Below are 25,955 nucleotides of genomic sequence, written 5' to 3'. Positions count from 1 at the left end.
CACATCCGAAATTGAAAAACCTATGAAACCCAGCCTAATCCTTCTCTTCTTCCTTCTTTCATCAAGCCTTTTCGCTCAGGAATCCTGGACGACCATCACTCCAAAAACCGAAGCTACCCCGCGTCATGAAAACTCCTTTGTAGAATGCGAGGGCAAGCTCTATTCACTCGGTGGCCGAGGCGAAAGACCGGTGGAGGAATACGATCCCAAAACTAATACCTGGACCAAACTGGCCGACGCCCCGATGGAAATCCACCATTTCCAAGCTATCAGTTATCAGGGCGAAATCTGGGTCGTAGGTGCCTTGACGGGAAAATATCCCCACGAAACACCGATTCCAAACATCGTGATTTTCAATCCCAAATCAAAAACCTGGAGAGATGGACCCTCCCTTCCAAAAGACCGAATGAGAGGTTCTGCGGGCGTTTTTGTCCGAAACAACAAAATCTACCTAGTCTGTGGAATTCAGGACGGCCATTTTGATGGTTTTGTACGCTGGTTTGATGAACTGGATCCCAAAACAGGGACATGGAAATCGCTCCCAAGCGCGCCTCGAGCCCGTGACCACGTCAGTGCAGCCTTGGTCGGAGACAGACTTTACCTCGCAGGTGGACGAACCTCCTATGCCAAAATCGGAAAGGTGCTGGAGTTGACGAACAATGAGATCGATTACTTTGACTTCAAAACCAACACCTGGACCACGATTGAGGCGGAAATCCCAACCCCACGTGCCGGCAACTCAAACCTCGGAATTGGCCCTTACTTGGTCATTCTAAATGGAGAAAGCCAAGCTCAGACTTCTGCCCATGCGGAAGTGGAAGTACTCGATACCCGTACCCACACCTGGAGTAAATTGCCTAATCTCAATCAAGGAAGACACGGCACCGGAGCAGCATTTTTGGATGGGAAAATATACGTGCAGGCAGGTTCAGCCAACCGTGGCGGAGGCCCTGAGATCAGCACCATGGAAGTGCTGGAGTGGAAAAAATAAAGCCCAAAGTCCTCACATCCAAAATAAATTAGCGAAAGACAATTCAACCTTTTTTTGATTAACCATTAAGGTCATGGAGGAAATTAAGAAGGATAAAATGCCTTTATCCTTTGGAAACCAATGCTCCGAGAAAAGGAATTCATCTTAACGATCTTAAATCCCTTAATGGTTAAAATCAATCAACGCTTTTAGAATTTTGAAAAGCAATTAACTTGCAGCAATCCACTGAAATCCCTTTCCTGCGAGAGGGATTTCGTTTATTTTCCAAACTCAATTGAAGCTACCTCAGTGTCACTAGTCACCAACCCAAATCCCTCTTCTGAAGAAAAACTCCCCCGAAACCTTGGCCTATGGGGCATTTGGATGCTGGTGGTCAATGGCCTAATTGGCGCAGGGATTTTTGGTTTGCCTAGTGGGGCTGCTGCTTTGGCAGGAGAATACAGCGTATTGGTCTATGCCTTCTGTGCATTGCTGATTTTGCCGGTGATCTTGTGTTTTGCGGAGTTGGGAAGCTACTTCCGGGGCACGGGTGGACCGATTCGGTATGGCACCTTGGCATTTGGGCCATTTGTGGGGTTTCAGGGTGGTTGGTTGTATTACTTAGCCCGATTGATTTCCTTTTCTGCCAATACGGTTTTGCTCACGGATTCCATTGCCTACTTCATCGCCGGAGCGGGTGAAGGCACAGGCCGCTTGATCTCTTTGGCAGTAATCTGCATCGGCTTGAGTCTGATCAATGTCTTGGGTTCGGTCGAGTCCATCCGATCGATGACCCTTTTTACAGTCATCAAATTTGCTGTTTTGATTCTCCTGCCTGTCGGAGGATTTATCCTGCTTGGCCCTTCGGTGATTCCAAGCTTTGATTCTCCCCTCCCACCGGTTTCAGATTTGGGAGCGGCGGCTTTGCTTTTGATTTATGCCTTTGTGGGTTTTGAAGGCGCAGTGGTGCCAGCCGGAGAGGCCAAACGCCCGGAACGGGACATGCCTTTGGGTCTGTTGCTTGGGTTGGCAGTGGTAGCGGTGCTGTACATGCTGATTCAGGTTGTTTCACAGACCGCAGTTCCAAATATCGCCGATTCCAAAACCCCACTCTTGGATGTGTCTGCCACGCTTTTTGGCAGTCCCGGTGCATTGATTTTGATGATTGGGGTGGCCGCTTCGGTGATTGCCAACTTGATTAGTTCCATGTTTTCCGCCACTCGGGTAACCTATGCACTTTCTTTGGAAAAGTCATTACCGCGCTGGTTTGGAGAAGTTCATCCAAAGTATTTGACTCCGGCCAACTCCGTCATTTTCTTCGGTTTGGCGGCATTTCTACTTTCGGCTTTTGGGTCATTTACTGCCTTGGCAGCCATGACGGTTCTTTCCAGACTTTTCCTTTTCATTATGAGTTGCGCGGCGATCCCTAAACTCAGGCCACAGTTTCGTGGGGAAGGTAGATTTATTTTGAAAGGAGGGTACCTGATTCCTGTTTTGGGGATTTTGGCCTGTCTGTGGCTGATGATGCAAGTGAGTGAACGCTCCATCTGGATGACGGCCATTTTTGTGGGGATTGGTACCGGCTTGTATTGGGTGGGGAAAAAGCAGAGTTGATTTCAGAATTGGGATTTCGGATTTCGGATTTTTTTATCAAAACCTACTTCGCTATTCAACTTTAGGTGTTCAGTGTTCAATCGAACTTCGCTATTCGACATTCGGTGTTCGACATTCATAATTAAAAAAACTGATTATACGCTATTCTGCCAGTTGACGAATATTCCACTGATTTTGGGCTGGAAGACCGATGACCGAAGACCGAAGATTCCCAAAAATATGGCGTTAACTTGGTCTTCTGACCTTTAGAAATGCTACTGGCAAGATTCCGTATATTCATTTTAAAAAATTCCCATCTTCTTTCATTTAAAGAAATATCAATCGCTGAATGATGAAGATTCCTTTCCCTTATCATCTCGTAAATCGTAATTCGTAACTCGTAAATCCCGCGCCAGTTTGAAGTCCTCAAAAATCTCGTAAATCGTACTTCGTAATTCGTACTTTTCAAGATGAACTTCGAATGATGAAGATTCCTTTCCCTCACCATCTCGTAAATCGTCATTCGTAATTCGTACTTTCACGGCATGTCCTCTCCCAACCTCGCCATACGAACCGTCATTTTTAGCATGCTTGGAAATGCGGCTTTGGCGGTGATCAAGTTTTTGGGAGGAATCTTTGGAAATTCCTATGCGCTGATTGCGGATGGAATCGAGTCTACTGTTGACATTTTCTCCTCCTTTCTGGTCTTGCTCGGCCTTCGCTATGCCGCGCGACCAGCAGATGAAAATCACCCTTACGGCCACGGAAAAGCCGAGCCTTTGATCACCTTTGCCGTGGTGGTTTTTCTGGTCCTTTCTGCTTTTACCATCGCCTGGCAGTCCATCCAAAACATCCAAACACCCCATGCCTTGCCCGAATCCTGGACGCTGTGGGTGTTGGCGGGGATTATTCTTTGGAAAGAAATCAGCTTTCAAGTAGTGCTTCGACGAAGTAAAAAACTCGGGAGTTCTTCGCTAAAAGCGGAAGCTTGGCATCACCGATCCGATGCAATTACTTCCGTGGCAGCCTTTATCGGGATTTCAATTGCCCTTTTTGGAGGGGAGGGATTTGAGGTGGCGGATGATTACGCCGCTTTGCTGGCCTGTGGCTTTATTTTGTACAACTGCTACGGAATCTTTCGCCCCGCGCTGAGTGAGGTGATGGATGAAAACAACCACGAGGACTTGGTCGAGGAAATCCGACAAGTTGCCCTCAGCGTCCCCGGTGTGAGCGATACGGAAAAGTGCTTTATCCGAAAGGCCGGGATGAAATACCATGTGGACCTTCATGCCCATGTGGATGGCAAACTAACCGTGCGCCAAGGACACGACATCGCCCACGAACTCAAAGATACCCTCCGTCGGGAAATTCCCCAGCTAGGCCATGTGCTGATTCATATTGAGCCCGCGTGATTTTAGGGATCAATTTTTTACTAGTAAGGAATTAAGAAGGAGTCGAATCCAGATCTTCACATATAGCTGAAAATACCAAATTATTACCAAACACGCCGCTGATAGGCGCGGGGGAAGATTTGGCAGCGGGCCAGCGTCTGGCCTCGTGCGGTGGGAGCTTTGCCAAATCTTGATCTTTTGGTCCTTTTGGATCAAGCCAAAAGGACATAAAAAAATAGATCAATAAGAGGTAACCTCAAAACCAGCTACTAAACCGTCTCTGCTGTCCTTTTCGACTTACGGTAGAGGTGGGAATTAAGAATATTTCGGCGGGCAAAGCGATAAGCATTATCTGCACTGAGAAACTTGGTATAGGTGTTTTTAGAAACCCCAAAGTACTCATAGGTATTCCCATCGAGAAAGGTAATTTCCATCACTTGATTTTTGTACTGAAAGTCTGCAATGCCTGATTCGGTTGCGGTTTTGGTGTATTCTTCCAGATTGGCGGCGATGGTTTCCGGTGCGATGCTGACCAAAAAGTGATAACCATCGATGATTTTGGCACTTTTCTCTTCCGCCTCCTTGGCGAGTTCATCCCCTTCTCTAAACTTGTCAGGATGCCATTCTTTCACCAGATTTCGGTAGGTGGTCTTCAATTGCTTCAGGTCGATGGGTCCATCGATATTAAAAAGTTTCTTGTACTCGTTAATCCGCTTCATTGCTTCTTCTTTTGAATTATCGCCAAATGTAGGGATATAAACTGGTTCGAACAGGTAAGTGGCATTTTTACCCTACTGAGTAAAGATTATCATTTCAAAAATTGAAGTTCATTTTAGGGCTGGGTGGGATTTGGAATTCCACCATTCTTTTTTACAGCATTTGTAATCCTGTCTCATCTTAGAAACAGCGGTCGGTTCAGAGGAAATAAGAGAATTTGGTATCTTCAAAAAGGCTGGTAGAGAACGGCTCCGAAAGCCCGCCGTCTTCAAGCTCAATCACATTAGAAAATTCTAAAAATGAAAATTCAAAAGAATTTTTCTTTATACTTCAAAATGAACACTAATCTCTTTTGTAACATATTTATTTGGTTATCCTTAATAATTTTACCAGAAATAGTCTTTTCACAATCTACTGACTATACCATTCAAAATGTAAAGTTTGAAAGTCAGGGTGCTACTCTTTCTGGTTCAATTTTAAAACCCAAAAATCCATTAGCAGCAGTTGTAATTATTCATGGTTCTGACCCTGTAAAAAGAGAAATTGAGTTCGCAAAACGCCTTGCTAAAGAAGGTATTGCTGTTTTGACATATGACAAACGTGGAGTTGGAGAATCTGAGGGCATATATGCTGGACCATCTGTTGGCACGAATAATATTGACACTACCAACCTTAATTTACTATCAAGAGATGCAAATGAAGCAGTAAAAGCAATTCAAAACTATTTGAATAATAAAAAAATACCGATTGGATTAGTTGGTTTTAGTCAAGCAGGATGGATAATTCCAATTACCGCAAGCAAAAATCCTCAAATTGATTTTATGGTTTTATTTAGTTGCCCTACTATAACAACTTTAGAACAACTCAGATTTCAATTTTATACAAACGGAGATACTGATTTTTGGGATAATCATACAGAGGCAGATGCTCTAGAACATACTAAAAATGACCCTGATAAGTATCAATTTGTGCCAACTGACCCAAAAAAATCTTTGAGCAAGATTTCAATTCCTGGACTTTGGATTTTTGGTGAGAAGGACATCCAAATTCCTGTGAAATTGTGCATTGAGGAATTAAACACATTTAAAGTCCAAGGCAAACCTTTCGAATATGCTTTATTTCCAACATTAGGACATAATACAGCTTTTGCCAGCAATACTGCACCTTTTGACATTTCAGTTCAATGGATTAAACAGAAAACTTTAAATTTCAAGAATTCTAAAAATTAATAAACACATTGCCTACACCATGGGGTTTGCATCTTTGAGGGATCAGTCCTTTTGGAGGAATTTGAGTTTAAATGATGTTTAGTAATTACCATAGATTTTAGCCCAAATAGCCTTCAACCTCAGAAAGCCTCAACTTGGTGAAAATTTAAAAAATCTCCCCCCACTGGGAGTAGAAGGGTATATTGGGACTAGGCGTAGTTTGAGACTACGCCTTTCCATACAAACAAATTTGTAATTTGCTCATCTTAGCCTCACCGGACAGAATTTCAATTTTTTTCCCTTCTGGGTGTAGAATATCTTGATTAGGATAAGGTGTAGTTTGCCAACCCTGCAAACCGGCCACTCACTAAAAAGCTTTACTAAGGCTTTTTCATACGCTTCAGGCTACCTTTCTATACCAACAATCCACGACAATAGTCGGGATGTAATTTGCCTTTAATGGCAAAACTGTTTTATGGAAGAGGCATATTAGATACAGGATCAAGAAATGCCCTATTTCCTTACTTTTCAAGTGCTGGAATGGGTAGATTTTTTTACCAGAAAAGTATATCGGGATTTGATGTTGGAGAACCTTTCTTTTTGTCGGTTGGAAAAGGGTTTGTACTTATAAGGATATGTGATCATGAGCGATCCTATCCATTTGATCGTTCAGCAAAAGGAGAATTTACAATGGGATTAAATCAATTAGATACTTTGCTATCACCATCAAAAAAAATAATTAACTATGAAGAAGAATAAAATTCTGGGTAAGCACTATCATTAAAATTTAAAAAAATGGCAAAACAAATATTCATCAATTTAGCGGTAAAAGACCTTCAAAAATCTATGGCCTTTTATTCTGCATTAGGCTTTACAAACAATCCTCAATTTTCTGATGATACTGCAAAATGTATGGTCTGGAGCGAACATATTTATGTGATGTTACTCAACTATCAAAAATTTTCATCTTTTACTACCAAGCAGATTGCCGACACAAAAACAAAAATTGCAGGACTTTTTTCATTGTCGCTAGACAGCATTGACGAGGTAAATAGCTTAATGACTAATGGACTTCAAGCTGGTGGAATAGAACCAAATGAAATGAGAGATTATGGCTTTATGCAACAACGAACGATCGAAGATTTTGACGGACATACTTGGGAAATATTCTATATGGATATGAGCAAGATTCCAACGGAGTAACAAAATGGATAAAAAAAATGCCCATATCAGCAGTTTGCCAAAATGGCGGGTTCAGTGCTAAAATCAACGGCAGTTCTTCGATTGAACTTTTGTGCTAAACTGAATATTTGTGCTTCGATTTCCGCAAATTCGCCTGGTTGCAAAATCAGTTAACCAAACACTTAAAAAACCCTCCCCATGCTCCAGACCACCCCATTTCTACTATTTGACGGGAACTGCCGGCAAGCCATGAGTTTTTACCAGGAATGTCTGGGGGGCGAACTCACCCTCACCCGAGTGGGAGATACGCCGATGAAGGCACAGTTTCCGGAGGAAAAACACGATCGGATCATTTACGCTCACCTCAAAAATAACCTGATTGAGTTCTCAGCTACCGACTGGATGGCCTCTCCCATGCTGGAACCCAAACCCGGAAATACCTTTAGCATCTACCTCACGGGCGAGAGGTACGAGGAGTTGAAGCCTGTGTTTGACCGATTGGCAGTGGGGGCTGATCGGGATACGCGACTTTTTATGGAACTAAACAATGCCCCCTTTGGCGTCTATGGACAATTGACCGATCAATTTGGGGTGTCGTGGATATTCAGAGGAATGAGTCAGGTTGGATAAACTTTGATATGGATCACCTTTAGAAACCAATCCGAAATAAAAACAGTCGGTAATTGAGGCGAGTTATCCTGAATACTACACCAAAACTATCCTCCCCCCATGATCCAAACCGACCATTTCCAGAAAGTGGAAGTCACTTCCCAGGCAGAATTACGGCAGTGGTTGGAGCAAAATCATCAGCAAGAAGAATCGGTTTGGTTGGTGACTTTTTTGAAGGCCGTTCCTGAAAAGTACATGTCGAGGGAAGAGGTACTCGATGAATTGATCTGCTTTGGCTGGATCGATGGCATCCGAAGAAAACTGGACGAGAAACGCACGATGCAGCTGATTTCCCCGAGAAGAGTACAACACTGGGCCAAAAGCTATAAAGATCGTGCGGCCAGGTTGATCGGGGAGGGAAAGATGCATGCCGCAGGTTTTCAATCAATTGAGTACTCCAAGCAAGTCGGTCTTTGGGATTTTATGGAAGATGTGGATCGATTGGAAGTTCCTCAGGATTTGCAGGACGGACTGGACAAAGTACCCGGAGCGAGTGATTTTTTTCATCGCATCAATGATTCAAGCAAGCGCTTTGTCCTACGCTGGCTCAAACTCGCCAAAACTGAAAAGACCCGAACGGCTAGAATTCAGCAGCTTGCCGAGTTGTCAGGAAAAGGAGAGAAATTGAAAGGGAGCTGAGGGTTTTTACCATTTAGGAATTAAGGAAATTCAGAAAATGAGAGAGGATTCTTCGCCCGCGTGTGGCAGACATTCACAATTTCTGGTGCATAGACCTTAATTCCCTAAACATACTTAATGGTTTAAAAATGATTTATCCCAAGGGTTGCACCCCAGGCTAGTACAAAACGCTCCGTTGGAGCTAAATCTACGCGAGTGCCTGCGTGTGGCAGACATTCACAATTTCTGGTGCATTGACCTAAATCCCCTAAACTTACTGAATGGTTTAAATTATTTCATCTTCTCCGTTTCGCTGTCGATCTCCTGCACGTTCCAAACCGAAAATCGTGCGCCAGCGAGGGAGAATTTTGAGATCCATCCAGAAATCCAGCGGTTGAAACCGCTGGCCATCTGGCTGATAAAGGACGCTCCGTTGGAGCTGGTTGTCCTTCAGACATCGGACTTGGGTCCTCCTACAATCAATCTTCGGTCTCCCGTCTTCGATCTTCCAGCTTAGCAACCATCGGTCTTTAGTCCTATACCCCAACACACTGCCTCGCAATCTCCAACTCTTCATTGGTAGGAATGACCAAAATCTGTACGGATGAGGAGTCTATCTGAATCGCACGAAGGCCCGAATTGGGCAACTTGTTCTTTTCCGGATCGACTTGGATGCCAAGAAAATCCATCTTTTCACAGACCAATGTTCGGGTGAGTTGATCATTTTCTCCCACTCCACCGGTGAAGACAATGGCATCCAGTCCATTCATCGCCGCAGCAAAGGATCCGATGTACTTTTTGATCCGATAGGCGTACAGCTGGTAGGCCAAAATAGCCTCGGGCTGTCCTTGATGATACAGCTTGCCGATGTCCCGCATATCGCTGAACCCGGTCAGACCGAGCATCCCGCTTTTTTTATTCAGCAGGTTGTTCACCTCATCCAGGGAATAGCCGAGCTCGCGCACCAAGTAAAAAATTACTGACTGATCGATGTCTCCTGCTCGGGTTCCCATGATGAGTCCATTCATCGGGCCCAAACCCATGCTGGTGTCCACGCACTTCCCATCTGCCACTGCGGCCATACTGCAGCCGTTTCCAAGGTGGATGGTGATGACTTTGGAGTCCTTTTTCTTCAAAAACTCTTGTGCCCGCTCGCTCACATACTTGTGACTCGTGCCGTGGAATCCATAAGCCCGAATGCCATGGTTGACATACAGGTCATTCGGAATTGACATGCGATAGGCCTGTGCCGGCATGCTTTGGTGGAAAGCCGTATCAAACACTGCGATCTGTCGGGCATGAGGAAAAATACTTTCTGCTACTTCTATTCCCAGGAAATTAGCGGGATTGTGTAATGGGGCTAAGGGAAAAAGAGCCTTGATTTTAGCTTTGATCTCTGGAGTGATGACTTGGGTGGAAGCGAATTTTTCTCCACCATGCACCACCCGATGACCAACCACCTCCACCTCTGAAGGATCGGAAATCACCCCAACTTCTGAGTCGGTAAGCAATTTGGCCACTTCCTGCAGTCCTACCGAATGATTCGGAACGGGGATGTCCAGCACCTTTTTCACTTCTCCCTGTGGCAAAAATGACTTGTGCTCCACCTTTGAGCCCTCCAGTCCTATACGATCCACGAGACCCGAACAAAGCACTTTTGCCTCAGGCATGGAAATGAGTTTGTACTTGATCGAGCTGGAGCCGGAGTTGATGACGAAGACGTTCATGATTGAAAAGACGGAAGATAGGAGACAGAAGACAGAAGATTAATCGTCGGATGACCGACGTCCGATGACCGATGGTTGCCAAGCCGGAAGATCGAAGACGGGAGAAAAGTCCGATATCGGGTGTCCGGTGACCGATGTTCCGGAAAATAGAAGCTATATTTTGATGATACGGTTTTCATTTAATGGGGTAAAGCAAGGAATAAGATTTCATCCTTTACTCTTAAGAAGATCTCGTAATTCGTAAATCGTACTTCGTAAATCACCCTTCTTGCGCCTGAATCGCTGTAATGACCACGGTATTGAAGATATCCACCACGGAGCAGCCACGACTGAGGTCATTGACGGGTTTGTTTAAGCCTTGGAGCATCGGCCCAATGGCAATGGCACCTGTTTCCCGCTGCACAGCTTTATAAGTATTGTTTCCGGTATTGAGATCAGGAAAAATCAACACGCTTGCCTGACCGGCAACTTCCGAGTTAGGGAGTTTTTGCTTTCCTACGACAGGGTCCACCGCGGCATCGTATTGGATCGGCCCTTCAATTTTCAGATCAGGCCTTCTTTCTTTTGCCAGTTGGGTAGCTTTTCGGACTTTTTCCACCTCTTCTCCTTCGCCCGAAGTACCCGAAGAGTAAGACAGCATCGCGATTTTGGGTTCGATCCCAAGCATCTGTGCCGACTCAGCCGAAGAAATGGCGATGTCTGCCAGCTGCTCAGCACTAGGATTGGGGATCACTGCACAATCTCCGAATACCGACACCCGATTGGGTAGACACATGAAAAACACGGAAGAAACGGTTGAATTGCCCGGCTTAGTCTTCACAAACTGTAAAGCAGGCCTGATGGTATGCTGGGTCGTATGGATCGCACCGCTCACCATGCCGTCTGCATCACCTCGATAGACCATCATGGTGCCGAAGTAAGAAACATCCTGCATCAGATCGCGAGCCATTTCGAGTGAAAGTCCTTTGCTCTTGCGCTGCTCATACAGCGTCTCTGCATAGGACTCAAAGCGTGGCGAGCTCAGCGGACTTTCGATTTGAATCGAATTGAGATCCAAGGATAAATTCAATCGCTTGGCGGTGAGCTCGATGGATTCCCTATTCCCCAAAAGGGTAAGTCGTACTACTCCCTGCTTGATCAATTGATCGGCAGCCAGGAGAACCCGATCCTCCTCACCCTCTGGCAATACAATGTGTTTGATGGAAGATTTGGCTCTTTTGACGAGTTGGTATTGGAACATCCGCGGAGTGAGTACATCCGAATGAAACCCGATAAGCTTATCGGTAAGTGCTTTCTCATCCACTGCTTGCTCAAACAAGCGGATGGCGATGGCGATTTTTTCCTTGTCTTCGGCGGCAATTCGCGCTTTGATATTGCTCACCTCCGTGACCACCTCGAAGGTCGGTTCCTCCACCTGTAGGATCGGCACCACCGTCTCCAAACCCTCAATCAACTGCACGATCGAATCCTCCGGCACCATGCCTCCGGAAAGAATCAGGCCCGAGATCTTACCAAAGTTTTTGGAAATATTGGCCTGCAAAGCCCCAATGATGATATCTCCCCGATCTCCGGGGGTAATGACCAGCGTGTTGTTTTGAAGTCGCTGCAGAAAATTCCGCAACTGCATGGCGCCCACAATCGTATGGTCCACTCGATTGGTCAGATGCTTTTCGCCCAAAATCACTTTTGCGCCCATTGACTCTCTGATTTCCTCCATCGTGGGATTACTTAATTCCATATGAGAAGGAATGGTGCAGATCAGGACACTGGGATCCAGCACCTCACGAAGCTTGGATTTGATCTCTGTTTCCTTACCCGCTTCTACCTTATTGGCTACTAAAGTCAGCACCTGAACTCCCTCTGCTGTAAAGGAATTGACTGTAGCTAAGCCTTGCTCAACGATTTCTAGCGCAGATTTATGAGCACAATTGAGAATAATTGCGGCTGGTATGCCCAGATTTTTGGCGATGGCCACGTTACCGTTAAACTCCAGATTGGTGGTTACTCCTGCAAAGTCTGTCCCCTCGACTACCACAAAATCTGAATTTTCCCGGATCCGCTGAAACTTATCAATGATCGTATCAATCAGTCCGGCTTCATTGTTTCGGTTGATTTCCTTGAATGCCTTTTCGATGGTAAAAGCATACATATCTTCATAGGGAAGGGCCAATTTGAAGTGCTTCTTGATCAGTTCCAGTCGCCGGTCACGTTCGTTTTTTTTGACCGTGACGATGGGTTTGAAATAGGAAATTTTATCTGTTTTTGAGGCTAACAAATTGACCAAGCCGAGTGCAAAGATCGATTTCCCTGAAAAGGGTTCTGTGGTAGTGAGGTAAATGGCGTTTGTCATAAATGGGCTGCGGAAGCTTTAAAAGTAAATTTGAATGCCCAAAATAGGGAATAATTGAACGTTAAAAGCCTGACAAAACTCAGCTAATTCCCTCAATTTGGTCAGGTGAAAATTGGGAACCCAAACCACTTGCGATTTTTTTGAGCATTTTCCGGCATTCTGATTTAAGCATTAGTGATTATCCGCTTTTCTACAAGTAACGAAATAAGATAAGGGTTGAAGTCCGATTATAGGTGCTGTGGATTGTCGTCTGTGGTCAGTCAACGAATATCCGCGATCTTTAGAGCCGACGACCTACTTAGTGGTAAGATTGCGGATATTCATATAAGCTTTTTACTTTCGCTTTCGAAAAACCATCATTCAACTTTCTGACTTCAGATTTCCCCCATTTATGTCTCATCCCCTCGATAATCCTATCTGGAACGCCCTGAACACAGGAAGCCACTCCTTATCATTTGGTACGGACCGGGTGAGATTGATTGATCGGGAAATGGGCTTTTTTGCAGGTATGCCAGCCTATCAGCAAGAGAATTTGGACGACCTGTACGACTATTTAGAAGCAGGTCAGCGGGTCATTCTTTTTCCTCCGGATCATCTTCCGCTGGATGAAAAATGGAAAGTACACAACGACCGTGAGCTTCTGCAGCTGGTATGCGAGCGGGATTTTTCTTCAGTAGTGCCCCAAGAAGAAATTCATCCCCTCGATGAAAGGCACGTAGCCGAAATGGTAGCTTTGACCCAACTGACCAAGCCAGGACCATTCGTAAGAAGGACCATTGAATTCGGAGACTACTTTGGCTTTTTCTCAGAAGGAAAATTGATCTCTATGGCGGGCTCGAGGCTGAGTCCAAGTCCTTACACCGAAGTGAGTGCAGTTTGCACTCATCCTGATTTTACGGGTCAGGGAATTTCCAAGAAAGTGATGCCCTTTGTCCTTCAGGCGATTCAGCAGCGTGGCAAAACTCCGTTTCTCCACCTTTATCCGGACAATACTCCTGCCTTAAGGCTGTATACCAGCTTGGGTTTTGTGTCACGGGCTATGCTCAGAGTGTATTTATTGGAGAAAGTTGGGTAAACCAAGCCTACGAAAGCCTGAGAGACTTAAAGAGGGCGATCCTTGCCTACCTCAACTAAGCAAGCCACTTTGTTTACAATTGCTACACTTTTACATCAGAAATAGTTAAAGCATATAGAACGCTTATCGATATATTAAGAAGGGTTAATGTCAAAAAATAGCATTCTCGATGTTTTTTAGGCACTTATTACCGATTTAACATAGAATTAATTCATTTTTTGGTAAAGAGTGATTAATCCCGAGGGAACAGTGGGAGTATAGTTTTGGTAAAATTTTTAACCAAAAAAGTTTACCTATTCCAAACTACTACCTTAACATGATTGCTCAAAAAAGCATTTGGCAGGGGATCATAACAGCATGTATGCTGCTTGTCCTCAATTTTTCCTTCGCCCAACAAACACGGGTCACAGGAAAAGTAAGTGATGTGAACAACGAACCTTTACCAGGCGCTACTGTCTTGGTCAAAGGTACCAGCCGAGGCACGGTGACTGATGTGGACGGTTCTTACACCATTCAAGCTGGCGGTGGAGAGACATTGGTGTTTTCCTTCGTAGGATTCGAGACCAAAGAGCTTGCAGTTGGAGCTTCTTCCATCATCAATATCACCCTTTCTGAAGGTGTGGCGCTCAATGAAATCGTGGTCACTGCCTTGGGTGTGGAGAGAGAAACCAAAGCCTTAGGCTATTCTGTACAGGCAGTCGACGGAAGTCAATTTACCGAAGCGAGAGAGACCAACGTCATCAACTCCCTCAGCGGTCGAGTGGCGGGTGTGCAGATTACTAACTCTTCCTCCGGTATCGGCGGGTCTACCCGAGTGACCATCCGAGGAGAATCTTCCCTAAACATTAATGCCAACCAGCCGCTATTTGTGGTGGATGGCGTGCCTATTTCTAACAATATCGTAGGTTCATCAGGCCGTGGCAATCAGGAAACTGACTACGGAAACGCTGCCGGTGAAATCAACCCGGACGACGTTGCCTCCATGACGGTATTGAAAGGTCCAGCTGCAGCTGCTTTATACGGTTCAAGAGCGGCAAACGGTGCGATTTTGATCACCACCAAGTCAGGCAAAGGCAAAAAAGGTCTCGGCGTAACCATCAACTCCAACACAACTTTTGACACCATCTTGAGACTACCCCAGTGGCAGGACAAGTATGGACAGGGCAACAATGGACAGTTTTCCTTTGTCAATGGTGCTGGTTCGGGTGTAGCTGATGGCGTGGACGAAAGCTGGGGCCCTGAACTGGACAAAGGAACCTTGATCCCGCAGTTTGATTCTCCGAGATCCGTTCCTGGATTCAGAGGCGGTGATTTGAATGCTCCCGCAGGAAGCACCATCACCCCTACTCCTTGGGTATCTCAGCCAAACAACATCAATGACTTCTTCCAAACAGGGGTGACCTTATCCAACAATTTTGCACTTGAGGGAGCAAACGAAAAGTCCAACATCCGCCTTTCCTGGACCAATCTGGATCAAAAAGGTACGATTCCAAACACCGACCTGAAGCGAAATACCATCGCTATGAACGGTGGAATCAATGTAACCGACAAGCTTACTGTCAACTCTGCTATCAACTACCAGCGTACTGAAAGTGGCAATAGACCGAGCATTTCTTACGGTACAGAAAGCTTGATGTACCTCTGGATTTGGTACGGCAGACAGGTAAATACCCGCAGTCTGAGAAATTACTGGATGCCGGGACTGGAAGGAATCCAGCAGTATAACTACAACTACAACTACCATGACAACCCGTATTTCAACGTGTATGAAAATACCAACGGGCAGGCTAAAGACCGAATCTTCGGCAATATCATGGCCACGTACAAGATTTCACCAAAGTTGACCTTGATGGTGAGAACAGGTCTCGACACCTACAATGAACTTCGCGACCGTAAGCGTGCTTTCAGTACCCAAAGATTCCCGAAAGGAAGCTACAGAGAGGACGACTTGTTCTTCTCCGAGCAAAACTCCGACTTCCTGTTGACTTACTCTGAGACGACCAAGCCTACCTGGTCTTACAGTGTGGCTGTGGGTGGAAATGCCATGCGTCAGGACAATCGATACGTGGAGACAGTAGCTCCTCAGTTGCTGATTCCAGGTATTTACAACTTCACCAATACGGCAGTCAACCTTCAGGTAAACCAATTTACCTCAGAAAAGCGAATTAACTCGCTATATGGTTTTGGTCAGATCGGATACAAAAACGTGCTCTTCCTTGATGTAACCGGAAGAAACGACTGGTCAAGTACACTTCCTGTGAGCAACAACAGCTACTTCTACCCATCAGCTACCTTGAGTGCAGTGGTTTCGGATATGATCACGATGCCTAAAGTTATTTCCTTCTTGAAATTGAGAGGTGCATACGCTGAAGTAGGTAACGATACCGACCCTTATGCCCTTTCCAATGTCTACAATACCGCGGTGGCTTGGGGAAGTATCCAGGCAAAAGCTGAATCCAACAGACTGTCAAATGCTGACTTGAAGCCTGAGCGAACTGCCTCTTTTGAGACAGGGATCGATGTAAGATTCATGGATGGAAGAATCGGATTGGACTTCACCTACTTTGATAACCGTACCAGAAACCAAATCATCCCGATCGAACTGGATATCGCTACAGGCTATGCATCCCGAATCATCAATGCCGGACAGATCCAAAATAAAGGAATCGAAGTGGTCCTAAGCGGTAATCCTGTAAGATCTGCCAATGGCTTCAATTGGAACTTCATGGCCAACTTCACCCGTACCCGTGGCTACGTGCTTGAGTTGACAGAGGGATTGACTACCTACACCTTGACAGGCAGAAACGGTGCGAACATTCAAGCCAGAATCGGCGAGCGAATGGGTAATATCTACGGTGCTGGATTTGCCCGAGTAGAAGATCCTGCCTCTCCTTATTTCGGTCAGATCATCCACAATACCTCAGGTACGCCGATCACCTCCCCTACGCTGGTAAATCAAGGAAACTACAATCCGGATTGGATGGTAGGTCTTCAAAACAACTTCAGTTACAAAGGAATCTACCTAGGCTTTTTGTTTGACTACCGTCATGGCGGCATTGTGGTTTCTCGTACCAAGACCATCGGTTCTACCTCAGGTCAGTTGGCAGAGACACTCTTGGGTCGGGAAAATGGGTACGATTTGACTCAACCTGGAAATGGTATCATCTCCGAAGGGGTGATCCGTAATGCGGACGGTTCTTTCACTCCAAATACGATCAAGATCACTTCCAGAAACTGGCACAACCGCTACTACGAGCGAAACAACGTGGAAGCAGCAAAGTATGATGCAACATTCTTGAAGCTGAGAGAAGTGACTATCGGATACACCATTCCGAAAAGTATCCTTGGCAAAATGCCTATCCAAGATGTGAAAATCTCCCTGGTGGCCAGAAACCTAGCGCTATGGACAGAGAATCCTCACTTCGATCCTGAGACCATGGCTATGGGCGGAGGAACTTTGATCCCTGGGGTGGAAGATATGGCTTTCCCGTCTACCCGAAATATCGGATTTAACCTGAATGTCAAATTCTAATCTGAGATCAATCGCTCATCAATTAACAGACAGAACTTATGAACTTGAATAAAAGATACTTTTCCGGATTGGCGCTTGCACTCGTACTGAGTGTGAGTAGCTGCGACCAGGATTTTGAAAAAATCAACGTCAATCCAAACAGCCCTGAGAAGGTTTCTTCGGCATTGCTTCTCCCAAATATTTTGCGAAGCACCACCAATGAAATCGCAGGCAATTCCTGGGGATATGGCAATATCGTGATGCAATACACAGCCAAAATCCAGTTTACCAACGAAGACCGCTACAATTGGGGACCTCAGGGAAGCCCATACGGCTCCTTCTACAATGCCCTCAGAGACATCAATAACATCATCCAAATCTCAGGGGAAGCCAAGCAGCAAAACTATGTGGGTATTGCCAAAGTAATGCGCGCACACTTGTTTGCCTACATGTCAGATGCATACGGTGAGATCCCTTACACAGAAGCCCTTCAGGCAAAAGCCGGTGTCAACTATCCTAAATTTGACTCTCAGGAAGTGATCTATGCGGGAGTATTGAAAGAGCTCGAAGAAGCCAATGCGCTTTTGGGTACTACCGCCGAACGAGTGGACGGCGACATCCTGTTCAATGGAAATGTGACCCGTTGGAAAAAGTTTGCCAACTCACTCCGTCTCCGTATTCTGATGCGTCTTTCCGACCGTGTGAATCCATCCCAAGCGATGCAGGCGATCGTAAGCAATCCTGCCCAGTCTCCGATTTTCGCTTCTACCAGCGAAGAGGCAGTTCTTCAGTACCTTCAGGATGTGCCTAATCAGCATCCCTTGTACACGACTCGTTCTGGTTCTTATGACGAAGTACGTCTAAGTGAAAAGATGGAAAATACACTCAAGGATTTGAATGACCCTAGATTGTTTGCCTATGCACAGCCTACGACCAACTCTGCGGCTGGTGTGGTTGGCCCTGTAACAGCCTACGAAGGGGTGCCAAATGGATTGGGGGATGAAGAAGCGTTAAAGTATGCCCCATCAGGTGATCCTTCCAAGGGAGGTTCTAACTTTCTGTCTCGAGTGGGTCTACTATGGGCATGTCAAGCATGTACTTCGCAGGCAAACCCTATTGGATACCAAGCGATCTTAATGAGCTATGCTGAGGTACAGTTTATCCTTGCTGAGGCTAGAGAGCGTGGTTTTATCACCACAGGATCTGCAGAAGAGTATTATAAAAACGGAGTAAAAGCATCCGTAGACTACTACCGTGCCCGCTATACCGTGATCAATCTGCCTACAATTGCCAGCCGATTGGTAGTAGATGACACTTACTTTGCGCAGCCTAAAGTGGCTTACACCGGCACGACTCAGGAAAAATTGGCTAAGATTGGTACCCAGAAGTGGCTAGCACTCTTCTTCAGCGGCATGGAAGCTTGGCATGACTGGAAGCGCACCGGCTATCCGGACATCAAGCCAGGTCCTGCGGCGTTTATTGCGACTGTTCCGGTTAGATTCATGTATCCTGGCAGTGTGCAGTCACTCAATGGTGACAACTACAAAGCAGCCATTGCCCGTCAGGGTGCCGATGCCATCACCACCCGTGTATGGTGGGATGTGAAATAATCGAGAATCTTCTATATTGACTTTCAGATCTGCCGGCCGACCTGGTCGGCAGATTCTTTTCAAACCCAAAAAAAAATGAAGAAATTATCCCTTTTGCTTCTTTTGGTAGGAGCACTTAGCCTGGGGGCTTTTGCTCAAACAAAGACCACCAAGACTGAAAATATCGTCCTGATTACCTTTGATGGACTGCGTTGGCAAGAGCTCTTCAAAGGAGCTGATTCCCTTATGGTGGACGACACGGGATTGATCGATCGCGCGGGTTCACTCTTGGCAGACTACTGGCATCCTGATCCGATCAAGCGAAGAGAAATGCTGTTTCCCTTTTTCTGGAACACCATCGCCAAGCAAGGTCAGATCTATGGCAACCGTGCCTATGGCAACAAGGTGGACAACAGCAACAAAATGTGGTTTTCCTACCCGGGCTATAATGAAGTCCTCAGTGGTTTTGCAGACGATGCCCGCATCAATTCCAACTCCAAGATCAACAATCCCAATGTGACTTTTCTCGAATACCTCAATCAAACTCCTGCTTACAAGGGAAAAGTGATGGCTTTCGGCAGTTGGGATGTGTTTCCCTACATCATCAACAAAGAGCGTAGCGGCATTCCGGTCAATGCTGGATTTGACCTGGCCACGGGAGACAATCTTACTGATGTAGAAAAAACCATCAATCGTCTTCAGCAGGAGATCCGAGGTCCTTGGGGCGGGGTGAGATTGGATCCATTCACGCATCACTACGCACTCGAAGCTATCAAAAAGCACAAACCAAAAGTGCTCTATATTGCCTATGGCGAAACGGATGATTGGGCGCACGGCGGCAAATACGATCAGTACATCTGGTCAGCCAAGCAGACAGATCAATACATCAAAGAAATCTGGGAAACCCTCCAAGCCGATCCTCAATACAAAGACAAAACAACCTTGATCATCAGCGTGGATCATGGTCGCGGCATCACCAAAAACAGCTGGAAAAGCCATGGCGCCGACGTGCCTCAGGCCGGTCAGATCTGGCTGATGGCCATAGGGCCGGATACTCCAGCCACTGGTGAGATGAAAATCGAAGGTCAGTGGTCTTCTGCAATGGTGGCAAGAACAGTCTTCCAACTTTTGGGCATTCCTTACCCTGACGCTAAGGCTGCACCTGCGGTGAAAGAAATGATCAAATGAAGAAATTGATTGTCGGAATTATCGCCGGGCTAGCCACTCTGGCCTGTGCAAAAATCTCCACTGAAAATGCCTCTCCGACCTATCGGGAGGCATTTTTTGCTGAGGAGGAGTTGGTAGGTGACTTTTTGATAGAAGCTTGGCCTGAACGTATGCTTGCACTGGATTCGGGCTGGATCTTTATGGGGAAAGACTCCCTTCCTGGAATCGAACGGGTACTTCCTGAGTTTGGGAAAGGAGAAAAGCTGGATCTGCCGCATCGGGTTTCTTTTCCCAACCATTCCCTTTGGTACCTAAAGGAAGTGAATCTAGAAAAGGGCATCCTCTTCATCGACGGGGACGATGGTGTACAACTTTGGATGGATGGGCATCGGATACCGAGGGCATCTGCTGGTGAGTTTTTTGATGTCCCTTCGGGAAAAAACTCCCTCCTGACCATTCGGGTGGTCAACAATGCCATGGCAGGAGGATTGAGAAAAGTCCGCTGGATTTCGGAGGAAAGTTTTGCAGACTGGCAAAACCAAAAAAAGCACTCTCGTGATTCGATTTTGGCTGTGCGCAAAGTGCAACTTTTGGTTGATTCTGTTCAAAGGGCAAAATTGGAGAAACTGACTTGGGTGGAAAAGAAACAAGAATTGGAGGATTTTCCGGTCTTGATGACAGATCCTGTGCTGATGCTTGGGACCGATCAAACTTGGTTTGTCCGATGGGTAAGTGAAAAAAGCGGCGAGGCAAGGATTCGGATTTCAGATGGCGAAAAACTTGAATTGAATGCAATAGATGGCATTTTCACTTTGCCTTTACTTGAAGATTCGATCCGTTTTGAGCTTTTTCAAGACAAGGCTTTTCAGGGAAGTTTTGAGTTTGTCAGACCTGAGTTTGGGGATCAAGTCAAGCTTGCCCTGTGGGGAGATTCTCAGGGAGGCTGGGCTACTTTTCATCAGATCGCCCGATTGGTCTGGGAAAAGCAGGTCGACCTCAGTATCGGTGCAGGTGACTTGGTCAATAACGGTTCGGAGGAATATGCCTATCCCCGCTTTCTCCAAAAACTCAGCCTGATGCAGACAGCCCAACTACCTGTGCCGGGCAATCACGATTACGATGGATTTTACGATGATCTTGATCCGGTTTTGCTTCGATCCTATGTATTCAGACGGAAAGAACCGCACTTTGGATTTCAGCAAGTGGGTCCCGTGGGGATCTTGACACTCGATCCCAATGAGAATTTCCCGGTCAGTATTCCCGAAAATTCTGCTCAGAGAAAAATGCTTGAACAAGTCCTGAACTCAGATTCGTGGACTCAATTTCCCTGGAAAATGATCGTGCTTCATCAGCCTCCCTATTCGCAGGGTTGGCCTGGTTATCATGGGGAAAAGAACATTCGTGACCTACTGGATCCCTATTTTCATCAAGGCAAAATCGACTTGGTCGTGGCAGGCCATACGCACGATTACGAGCGGTTGACCAGAGAATTTTCAGGGAATAGCGTTCACTTTTTGATCGTTGGCGGTGCAGGAGGCGGATTGGAACCGGAAGGGCAGGATTCGAATTTTCCGAAAATGGATCGGGTAATCAAAAAAAATCATGTAGCGATTGCTGAGGTGGACAAAGAAGGGTTTAAGCTTCAGGTTTTCGGGATTACAGGAGAGGTTTTGGATGAAATCACTTTTAAAAATAGGAAGGTGAAAGTAGTAAGAGGCTGTCTCATAAATCAATAACTTGTCTGACTGAGCGGAGTCGAAGTCCGTTTCTTGTGTTCTAGACCACATTTCGACTTCGCTCAATGTGACAACTTTACTTCCAAGACAGCTTCTAAATCCAAATTTAAAGCAGTTTAAAAGCCATTTCTCGATACTTTTTCAAATCCGGAACTGGCACATATTCCTCCTTGGCTTCCTCATCCCAAGTGCGCATTTTCAGCGAAGCTTCAAACAAAGGGTCTGTCTCAAATAGTCTGGCTTCTTCCTCATTCATCGGTCCGCCTTGGTAGATAAGTGTTTGGCGGCTGGCTTCGGAGAGCTTTTCGAAGTACTCCGCAAAGCGATAAGTCAAGTAGCGTTTGGCTTGGACGTGATTTTCTACCAATCGGGCGATTTTTTCAGAAAATCCCAACTGCCTGAGGTAGTCAGCGCCGACTTGCTCGTGTCTTTTGACTCCAAATCCGCCCATAGATTCTGAGGAAGCCAAGTGATCAAACAAGTGCCCAATGTCATGAAAAAATGCCGCCAAGATCACTTCCTCGTCATAGCCTTGAGCCTCCGCCAACTGGGCAGATTGACACATGTGCTCGATCTGGGAGACAGGCTCTCCGATGTAATCTTCCTGTCCGTGTTTTTCATAAAGTCCAAAGATCAAGTCCAGTTTTTCTTCTTTGGTGAGTAGTTGGAAATCCATGTAGAGGCTGTTTAAGAATACTAAATTTCAGAAAGTAAAAAAGGATAAACAATCTTCCCGAGTTAAGTATTTGTGAATTCCTATTTTGAGTTTAGAAGCGATAAAAGCCACTTTTATCCGTCAAATATTATCTCAAAATCAATCCAAAGCCTAATTTTATAACGAAAGGTTAACCTAGACTTTTTAGGAGATTTTTGACAGAAGTTTAGATTTGCTAAACATTAATTAAGTTGGTTTTGCACGATCAAGGGGGAGCATGCCTTGCGTGTCTTTCCCTTTTTCACACTTCTTTCTTTACTCCAATGCCTCAGATTCAATTGGCTGTTTTCGACATGGCCGGCACCACGATCCACGATGAAAACAGCGTAGCCAAAGCTTTTCAGCGTGCGCTCAATCTTCACGGCTATCCCAAAGTGACCCTTCAGGAAGCCAATGAAAAAATGGGCTATTCCAAACCCCAAGCGATCCGGGACTTACTCCTTATTCACGAGCCGGATTCGGACAAAATCACTGATTCTTTGATTGAGGAAATTCATTCCGCCTTTGTACAAGGAATGCTTGATTTTTATGCAAATGATCCTTCGATCCGCGCGGTAGCCGATGCAGAAGAAGTCTTTGAAGCCCTACAAAACATGGGAATCAAAGTGGCTTTGGACACCGGCTTTAGCCGAGACATCACCGATATCATCCTCAAGCGTGTGGGTTGGGCAGACGGTAGATTGGTCAATGCCTCTGCGGCGAGCGATGAGGTGCCGATGGGGCGACCTTTTCCCCACATGATCCAAAAAATCATGGCAGAGCTTGGCGTGACTGATCCCAAGTCGGTCATCAAAATCGGAGATACAGAAGTCGACGTCAACGAGGGACATAATGCAGGCTGCCTGATGAGCATCGGGATTACTTCGGGAGTTTTTTCTGAAGAAGAGTTGATTCCACACCGTCCCACTCACCTCGCCAAAAACCTCAAGGAAGTATTGCAAATCGTGGAAGCCTACGAACTCCAAACCAAGAGTTGAAATGCAGCGCAATTCGGATTTGGTGATCCGCCTGCAGCGTGCCGGATCTTTTAAGATGAGTGTCTTTGCGGCATTGATGGGCTTTTTGGTATACAGTAGCATGTATGCTTTTCGCAAACCTTTTGCTGTCGGCACTTTTGATGGAGAGACTTTTTTAGGTTTGGATCTGAAAGTGTGGCTGATCCTGGCGCAGACACTGGGCTACATGGTCAGTAAATTTTACGGAATCAAGATGATCTCCGAACTCAAAGAAAAGGGCCGCGCTTGGTTGATTGTGGGTTTGATCGGGGTTTCCTGGTTGGGTTTGTTGGGCTTTGCGATCCTGCCTGCACCAGTCAATATTTTGTGCTTTTTGATCAATGGCTTCCCATTGGGGTTGATTTGGGGGATAGTTTTTCACTACATGGAGGGCCGTCGATTTACCGAAATGATGGGAAGCATGCTGGCGGCGAGTTTTATTTTCTCTTCAGGAATGGTAAAGTCTGTGGGCTCTTTTCTGATCCAAAACCTTGGCGTATCCGAATATTGGATGCCTTTCTGGACCGGGGCGATCTTTTTCCCTTTGCTTTTTTGGGGAGTTTATTTGCTCAATCATATCCCCGAACCCAACGAAGAAGACAAGCAGCTTCGTAGTCCTCGACCCGCCATGGACGTGACCGAACGAAGGAAGTTTTTCAGGGAATTCTGGCCGGGAATTGTCCTGTTGATTTTGGTTTACATGATGCTCACCGGACTTCGGGACCTGAGGGACAATTTTGTAATGGAAATCTGGGCCGGACTGGATATGAAAGTGGCACCCGAGCTCCTCACCCAAACTGAAATTCCGATTACGATCGCACTGTTGGTTTTGATGAGTTCACTGGTGCTGGTCAAAAACAACAGACAGGCATTTTTCCTCAATCACTGGATCATTTTCTCCGGATTTGCGCTATCGATTCTATGCACACTTGCCCTGAATGCAGGCTGGATTTCACCATTCCACTGGATGGTCGGTGTTGGTACGGGCGTGTACATGGCCTATATTCCCTTCAACAGTCTCCTTTTTGATCGTCTCATCGCCACCCTTCAGTCGGGCGGTAATGTAGGCTTTCTCATGTACCTGGTCGACAGCTTTGGCTACTTGGGATCAAGTCTGATTTTGGTAGCCAGTCAACTTGGAGGTTTTGGAGACATTTCCTGGCTGCACTTTTACTCTCAGGCAGTGATCCTTTTCCTGAGCATTTCCATGGTTCTGATCGCAGGTTCTTTTTTCTACTTCCAAACCAAGATCAAACGAAAAACCAAACCTCATTCTCCCTCTTTAACCCTTCTTAATTCGCTATGAACCAAAAATCTGCCATCGTAATCGGCGCCGGCATTGTCAGCATGTCCATGACCAGAGCCCTCCAGGCCAAAGGCTGGAAAGTGACCGTAATCGAGCGTCATCCCAAAGCTCAAGGTGCTTCCGTCCGCAATTTTGGAATGGTGTGGCCAGTGGGTCAGCCTCAGGGACCGGCTTTTGATCGGGCCATACGATCTCGGGAGATTTGGCTGGAGATGAGCGAGAAAGCGGGATTTTTCGCAGAAAAGACCGGTTCCTTGCATTTAGCCTACACAGATCTGGAACTACAAGTAGTAGAAGAATATGTCGCTGCTATGAGCGGGATCAAATCAGCCGAACTTCTGAATCCAGAACAAACCGTGAAGAAAAGTCCTGCCGCTAATCCCAAGGGATTGAAAGGTGCACTTTGGACGGAGGAAGAAGTAATCGTGGATCCACGTGAAGCAATTTTCAAAACAGCCAAGTATCTGGAAAGCCTTCCGAATGTGGAATTTATATGGAACCGGACTGTGAGCCGAATCGAGGGAAATACGGTCTATTCAGGTCAAAAAAGCTGGTCAGCTGATCGGATTTTTGTGTGCAGCGGGGCAGACTTTGAGACGCTTTATCCGGAGATTTTTGAGGCTACTCCGATCACCAAGTGTAAACTTCAAATGATGCGACTAGTGAAGCAACCTGACAATTGGAGAATCGGACCGCCGCTGTGTGCAGGATTGAGCTTTATCCACTACAAAGGATTTCAGGTGGCGCCTTCTCTGGAAAAACTTAAGGAAGTCTATCACCATCAATACCCTGATCTGATTTCATGGGGTATTCATGTGATGGTATCCCAAAACGGCCTCGGAGAACTCACCATTGGTGACAGTCATGAATACGGGCTGGACCTCTCCCCTTTCGATCGGGAAGATGTGAACCGAATGATCTTGGATTTTCTAAAAGGCTTTGCACAGTTTAAAGATTGGAAAATCGACTCGGCTTGGCATGGCATTTACCCCAAAATGACTAATGGGGCTACCGAATGGATTCAGCAAATTGACGAGGTCGTCACTATCGTCAATGGCATGGGGGGAAATGGCATGACCCTGTCTTTTGGTTTGGGTGAAGAAGTGGTGGCTGGAATGGGGGAATGAGGATGGAAAAGATGGAAGATACCGTTGGAATACAGTGGAAATAAGCTGAAATTACTTTAGAACAACAATTGAAATACAGTAGAAATAGAATGGAAATACGGTTGAAATAATCTAATTGATCGTGCGATGTAGGGGTCTGATTAGATCAGTTATTTTAAAAATTGTTCACAGAATGCTTTTAGGGGAGTGTTCACTAAACTGTGTCAGTTTGGTTAAATCGATCTTCAAAGTAAGCGATTAGGTCTTTTCTAATTGATGGCCATGCGAAGATGGTTCCGTTCCATTTTGTCTGAGCGTTCATGGTTGCTA

Annotated in this window: 20 protein-coding genes; 16 read left to right on the top strand and 4 right to left on the bottom strand. The window is 45.9% G+C overall.

The features are described 5' to 3' along the window. Window positions 1-22 precede the first annotated feature (22 nt). From ACFPIK_RS00100 to ACFPIK_RS00090, 3 genes are all read left to right on the top strand, one after another. On the top strand, window positions 23-991 hold the full coding sequence (locus ACFPIK_RS00100) for a Kelch repeat-containing protein (protein WP_377910996.1): 969 nt from the start codon (window positions 23-25) through the stop codon (window positions 989-991). Between the two features lie 288 nt (window positions 992-1,279). Continuing rightward, window positions 1,280-2,584, top strand: a complete 1,305-nt coding sequence (locus ACFPIK_RS00095) for an APC family permease (protein WP_377910995.1) — start codon at window positions 1,280-1,282, stop codon at window positions 2,582-2,584. Between the two features lie 524 nt (window positions 2,585-3,108). Beyond that, the gene (locus ACFPIK_RS00090) at window positions 3,109-3,975 is read left to right on the top strand and encodes a cation diffusion facilitator family transporter (RefSeq protein WP_377910994.1); all 867 of its coding nucleotides are present in this window, start codon (window positions 3,109-3,111) and stop codon (window positions 3,973-3,975) included. A 248-nt stretch (window positions 3,976-4,223) separates the two neighbouring features. On the opposite strand, the gene ACFPIK_RS00085 is transcribed toward ACFPIK_RS00090, so the two are convergent. Continuing rightward, a complete protein-coding gene (locus tag ACFPIK_RS00085) occupies window positions 4,224-4,673 on the bottom strand; it encodes a KTSC domain-containing protein (RefSeq protein WP_377910993.1) in 450 nt (149 codons plus the stop codon). A gap of 297 nt (window positions 4,674-4,970) precedes the next feature. Between ACFPIK_RS00085 and ACFPIK_RS00080 the strand changes: the two genes are divergently transcribed. The 5 genes from ACFPIK_RS00080 (at window position 4,971) to ACFPIK_RS00060 (ending at window position 8,369) form a co-directional block, all read left to right on the top strand. Continuing rightward, complete coding sequence (locus ACFPIK_RS00080; protein ID WP_377910992.1) at window positions 4,971-5,900, top strand: alpha/beta hydrolase family protein; 930 nt, start codon at window positions 4,971-4,973, stop codon at window positions 5,898-5,900. A gap of 438 nt (window positions 5,901-6,338) precedes the next feature. Then, the gene (locus ACFPIK_RS00075; RefSeq protein ID WP_377910991.1) at window positions 6,339-6,638 is read left to right on the top strand and encodes a hypothetical protein; all 300 of its coding nucleotides are present in this window, start codon (window positions 6,339-6,341) and stop codon (window positions 6,636-6,638) included. Between the two features lie 36 nt (window positions 6,639-6,674). Then, window positions 6,675-7,082 carry a VOC family protein gene (locus ACFPIK_RS00070; RefSeq protein ID WP_377910990.1) on the top strand — a complete coding sequence of 136 codons (408 nt, stop codon included), beginning with the start codon at window positions 6,675-6,677 and terminating at the stop codon, window positions 7,080-7,082. 177 nt (window positions 7,083-7,259) lie between these two features. Continuing rightward, window positions 7,260-7,691 carry a VOC family protein gene (locus tag ACFPIK_RS00065; RefSeq protein WP_377910989.1) on the top strand — a complete coding sequence of 144 codons (432 nt, stop codon included), beginning with the start codon at window positions 7,260-7,262 and terminating at the stop codon, window positions 7,689-7,691. A 99-nt stretch (window positions 7,692-7,790) separates the two neighbouring features. Further along, the gene (locus ACFPIK_RS00060) at window positions 7,791-8,369 is read left to right on the top strand and encodes a YdeI/OmpD-associated family protein (protein ID WP_377910988.1); all 579 of its coding nucleotides are present in this window, start codon (window positions 7,791-7,793) and stop codon (window positions 8,367-8,369) included. Window positions 8,370-8,884: 515 nt separating this feature from the next. Here ACFPIK_RS00060 and ACFPIK_RS00055 read toward each other — a convergent pair. Together ACFPIK_RS00055 and pta are read right to left on the bottom strand one after the other, a co-directional pair. Next, the gene (locus tag ACFPIK_RS00055) at window positions 8,885-10,075 is read right to left on the bottom strand and encodes an acetate/propionate family kinase (protein ID WP_377910987.1); all 1,191 of its coding nucleotides are present in this window, start codon (window positions 10,073-10,075) and stop codon (window positions 8,885-8,887) included. Window positions 10,076-10,334: 259 nt separating this feature from the next. After that, window positions 10,335-12,425 (bottom strand): phosphate acetyltransferase, encoded by a 2,091-nt coding sequence (gene pta / locus ACFPIK_RS00050; protein WP_377910986.1) that lies wholly within the window; start codon window positions 12,423-12,425, stop codon window positions 10,335-10,337. A 391-nt stretch (window positions 12,426-12,816) separates the two neighbouring features. Between pta and ACFPIK_RS00045 the strand changes: the two genes are divergently transcribed. The 5 genes from ACFPIK_RS00045 to ACFPIK_RS00025 all read left to right on the top strand — a co-directional run bounded on the left by ACFPIK_RS00045 (window position 12,817) and on the right by ACFPIK_RS00025 (window position 21,503). Further along, a complete protein-coding gene (locus tag ACFPIK_RS00045) occupies window positions 12,817-13,500 on the top strand; it encodes a GNAT family N-acetyltransferase (RefSeq protein WP_377910985.1) in 684 nt (227 codons plus the stop codon). 316 nt (window positions 13,501-13,816) lie between these two features. Further along, window positions 13,817-17,032 carry a SusC/RagA family TonB-linked outer membrane protein gene (locus tag ACFPIK_RS00040; protein ID WP_377910984.1) on the top strand — a complete coding sequence of 1,072 codons (3,216 nt, stop codon included), beginning with the start codon at window positions 13,817-13,819 and terminating at the stop codon, window positions 17,030-17,032. 38 nt (window positions 17,033-17,070) lie between these two features. Further along, window positions 17,071-18,621, top strand: a complete 1,551-nt coding sequence (locus ACFPIK_RS00035; protein WP_377910983.1) for a SusD/RagB family nutrient-binding outer membrane lipoprotein — start codon at window positions 17,071-17,073, stop codon at window positions 18,619-18,621. 75 nt (window positions 18,622-18,696) lie between these two features. Next, window positions 18,697-19,788, top strand: coding sequence for a sulfatase-like hydrolase/transferase (locus ACFPIK_RS00030; RefSeq protein ID WP_377910982.1), 1,092 nt, complete (start codon window positions 18,697-18,699; stop codon window positions 19,786-19,788). Continuing rightward, complete coding sequence (locus ACFPIK_RS00025) at window positions 19,785-21,503, top strand: metallophosphoesterase family protein (protein WP_377910981.1); 1,719 nt, start codon at window positions 19,785-19,787, stop codon at window positions 21,501-21,503. Before ACFPIK_RS00030 ends, ACFPIK_RS00025 begins: the two co-directional genes overlap by 4 nt. A gap of 106 nt (window positions 21,504-21,609) precedes the next feature. On the opposite strand, the gene ACFPIK_RS00020 is transcribed toward ACFPIK_RS00025, so the two are convergent. Then, window positions 21,610-22,179, bottom strand: a complete 570-nt coding sequence (locus tag ACFPIK_RS00020; RefSeq protein ID WP_377910980.1) for a phosphonate degradation HD-domain oxygenase — start codon at window positions 22,177-22,179, stop codon at window positions 21,610-21,612. A 302-nt stretch (window positions 22,180-22,481) separates the two neighbouring features. On the opposite strand from ACFPIK_RS00020, the gene ACFPIK_RS00015 reads away from it, so the two are divergent. From ACFPIK_RS00015 to ACFPIK_RS00005, 3 genes are read left to right on the top strand one after another with little or no spacing between them, the layout of a single operon-like run. After that, window positions 22,482-23,195, top strand: a complete 714-nt coding sequence (locus ACFPIK_RS00015; protein ID WP_377910979.1) for an HAD hydrolase-like protein — start codon at window positions 22,482-22,484, stop codon at window positions 23,193-23,195. 1 nt (window position 23,196) lies between these two features. Continuing rightward, window positions 23,197-24,519 carry a DUF5690 family protein gene (locus tag ACFPIK_RS00010; protein WP_377910978.1) on the top strand — a complete coding sequence of 441 codons (1,323 nt, stop codon included), beginning with the start codon at window positions 23,197-23,199 and terminating at the stop codon, window positions 24,517-24,519. Further along, window positions 24,516-25,646, top strand: a complete 1,131-nt coding sequence (locus ACFPIK_RS00005; RefSeq protein ID WP_377910977.1) for a TIGR03364 family FAD-dependent oxidoreductase — start codon at window positions 24,516-24,518, stop codon at window positions 25,644-25,646. The genes ACFPIK_RS00010 and ACFPIK_RS00005 overlap by 4 nt, the downstream gene beginning before the upstream one ends. Window positions 25,647-25,955: the final 309 nt, after the last annotated feature.

It is taken from the genome of Algoriphagus aquatilis, assembly GCF_042657405.1.
Taxonomy (GTDB): Bacteria; Bacteroidota; Bacteroidia; order Cytophagales; family Cyclobacteriaceae; genus Algoriphagus; species Algoriphagus aquatilis.
The sequence above is the reverse complement of the archived record's forward strand: the minus strand, read 5'-3'. Positions and strand labels throughout refer to the sequence as shown.

Coding starts and splice junctions, on each gene's coding strand:
- ACFPIK_RS00100 (WP_377910996.1), top strand. CDS start 23: ATGAAACCCAGCCTAATCCTTCTCTTCTTCCTTCTTTCATCAAGCCTT.
- ACFPIK_RS00090 (WP_377910994.1), top strand. CDS start 3,109: ATGTCCTCTCCCAACCTCGCCATACGAACCGTCATTTTTAGCATGCTT.
- ACFPIK_RS00085 (WP_377910993.1), bottom strand. CDS start 4,673: ATGAAGCGGATTAACGAGTACAAGAAACTTTTTAATATCGATGGACCC.
- ACFPIK_RS00080 (WP_377910992.1), top strand. CDS start 4,971: ATGAAAATTCAAAAGAATTTTTCTTTATACTTCAAAATGAACACTAAT.
- ACFPIK_RS00075 (WP_377910991.1), top strand. CDS start 6,339: ATGGCAAAACTGTTTTATGGAAGAGGCATATTAGATACAGGATCAAGA.
- ACFPIK_RS00070 (WP_377910990.1), top strand. CDS start 6,675: ATGGCAAAACAAATATTCATCAATTTAGCGGTAAAAGACCTTCAAAAA.
- ACFPIK_RS00065 (WP_377910989.1), top strand. CDS start 7,260: ATGCTCCAGACCACCCCATTTCTACTATTTGACGGGAACTGCCGGCAA.
- ACFPIK_RS00060 (WP_377910988.1), top strand. CDS start 7,791: ATGATCCAAACCGACCATTTCCAGAAAGTGGAAGTCACTTCCCAGGCA.
- ACFPIK_RS00055 (WP_377910987.1), bottom strand. CDS start 10,075: ATGAACGTCTTCGTCATCAACTCCGGCTCCAGCTCGATCAAGTACAAA.
- pta (WP_377910986.1), bottom strand. CDS start 12,425: ATGACAAACGCCATTTACCTCACTACCACAGAACCCTTTTCAGGGAAA.
- ACFPIK_RS00045 (WP_377910985.1), top strand. CDS start 12,817: ATGTCTCATCCCCTCGATAATCCTATCTGGAACGCCCTGAACACAGGA.
- ACFPIK_RS00040 (WP_377910984.1), top strand. CDS start 13,817: ATGATTGCTCAAAAAAGCATTTGGCAGGGGATCATAACAGCATGTATG.
- ACFPIK_RS00035 (WP_377910983.1), top strand. CDS start 17,071: ATGAACTTGAATAAAAGATACTTTTCCGGATTGGCGCTTGCACTCGTA.
- ACFPIK_RS00030 (WP_377910982.1), top strand. CDS start 18,697: ATGAAGAAATTATCCCTTTTGCTTCTTTTGGTAGGAGCACTTAGCCTG.
- ACFPIK_RS00025 (WP_377910981.1), top strand. CDS start 19,785: ATGAAGAAATTGATTGTCGGAATTATCGCCGGGCTAGCCACTCTGGCC.
- ACFPIK_RS00020 (WP_377910980.1), bottom strand. CDS start 22,179: ATGGATTTCCAACTACTCACCAAAGAAGAAAAACTGGACTTGATCTTT.
- ACFPIK_RS00015 (WP_377910979.1), top strand. CDS start 22,482: ATGCCTCAGATTCAATTGGCTGTTTTCGACATGGCCGGCACCACGATC.
- ACFPIK_RS00010 (WP_377910978.1), top strand. CDS start 23,197: ATGCAGCGCAATTCGGATTTGGTGATCCGCCTGCAGCGTGCCGGATCT.
- ACFPIK_RS00005 (WP_377910977.1), top strand. CDS start 24,516: ATGAACCAAAAATCTGCCATCGTAATCGGCGCCGGCATTGTCAGCATG.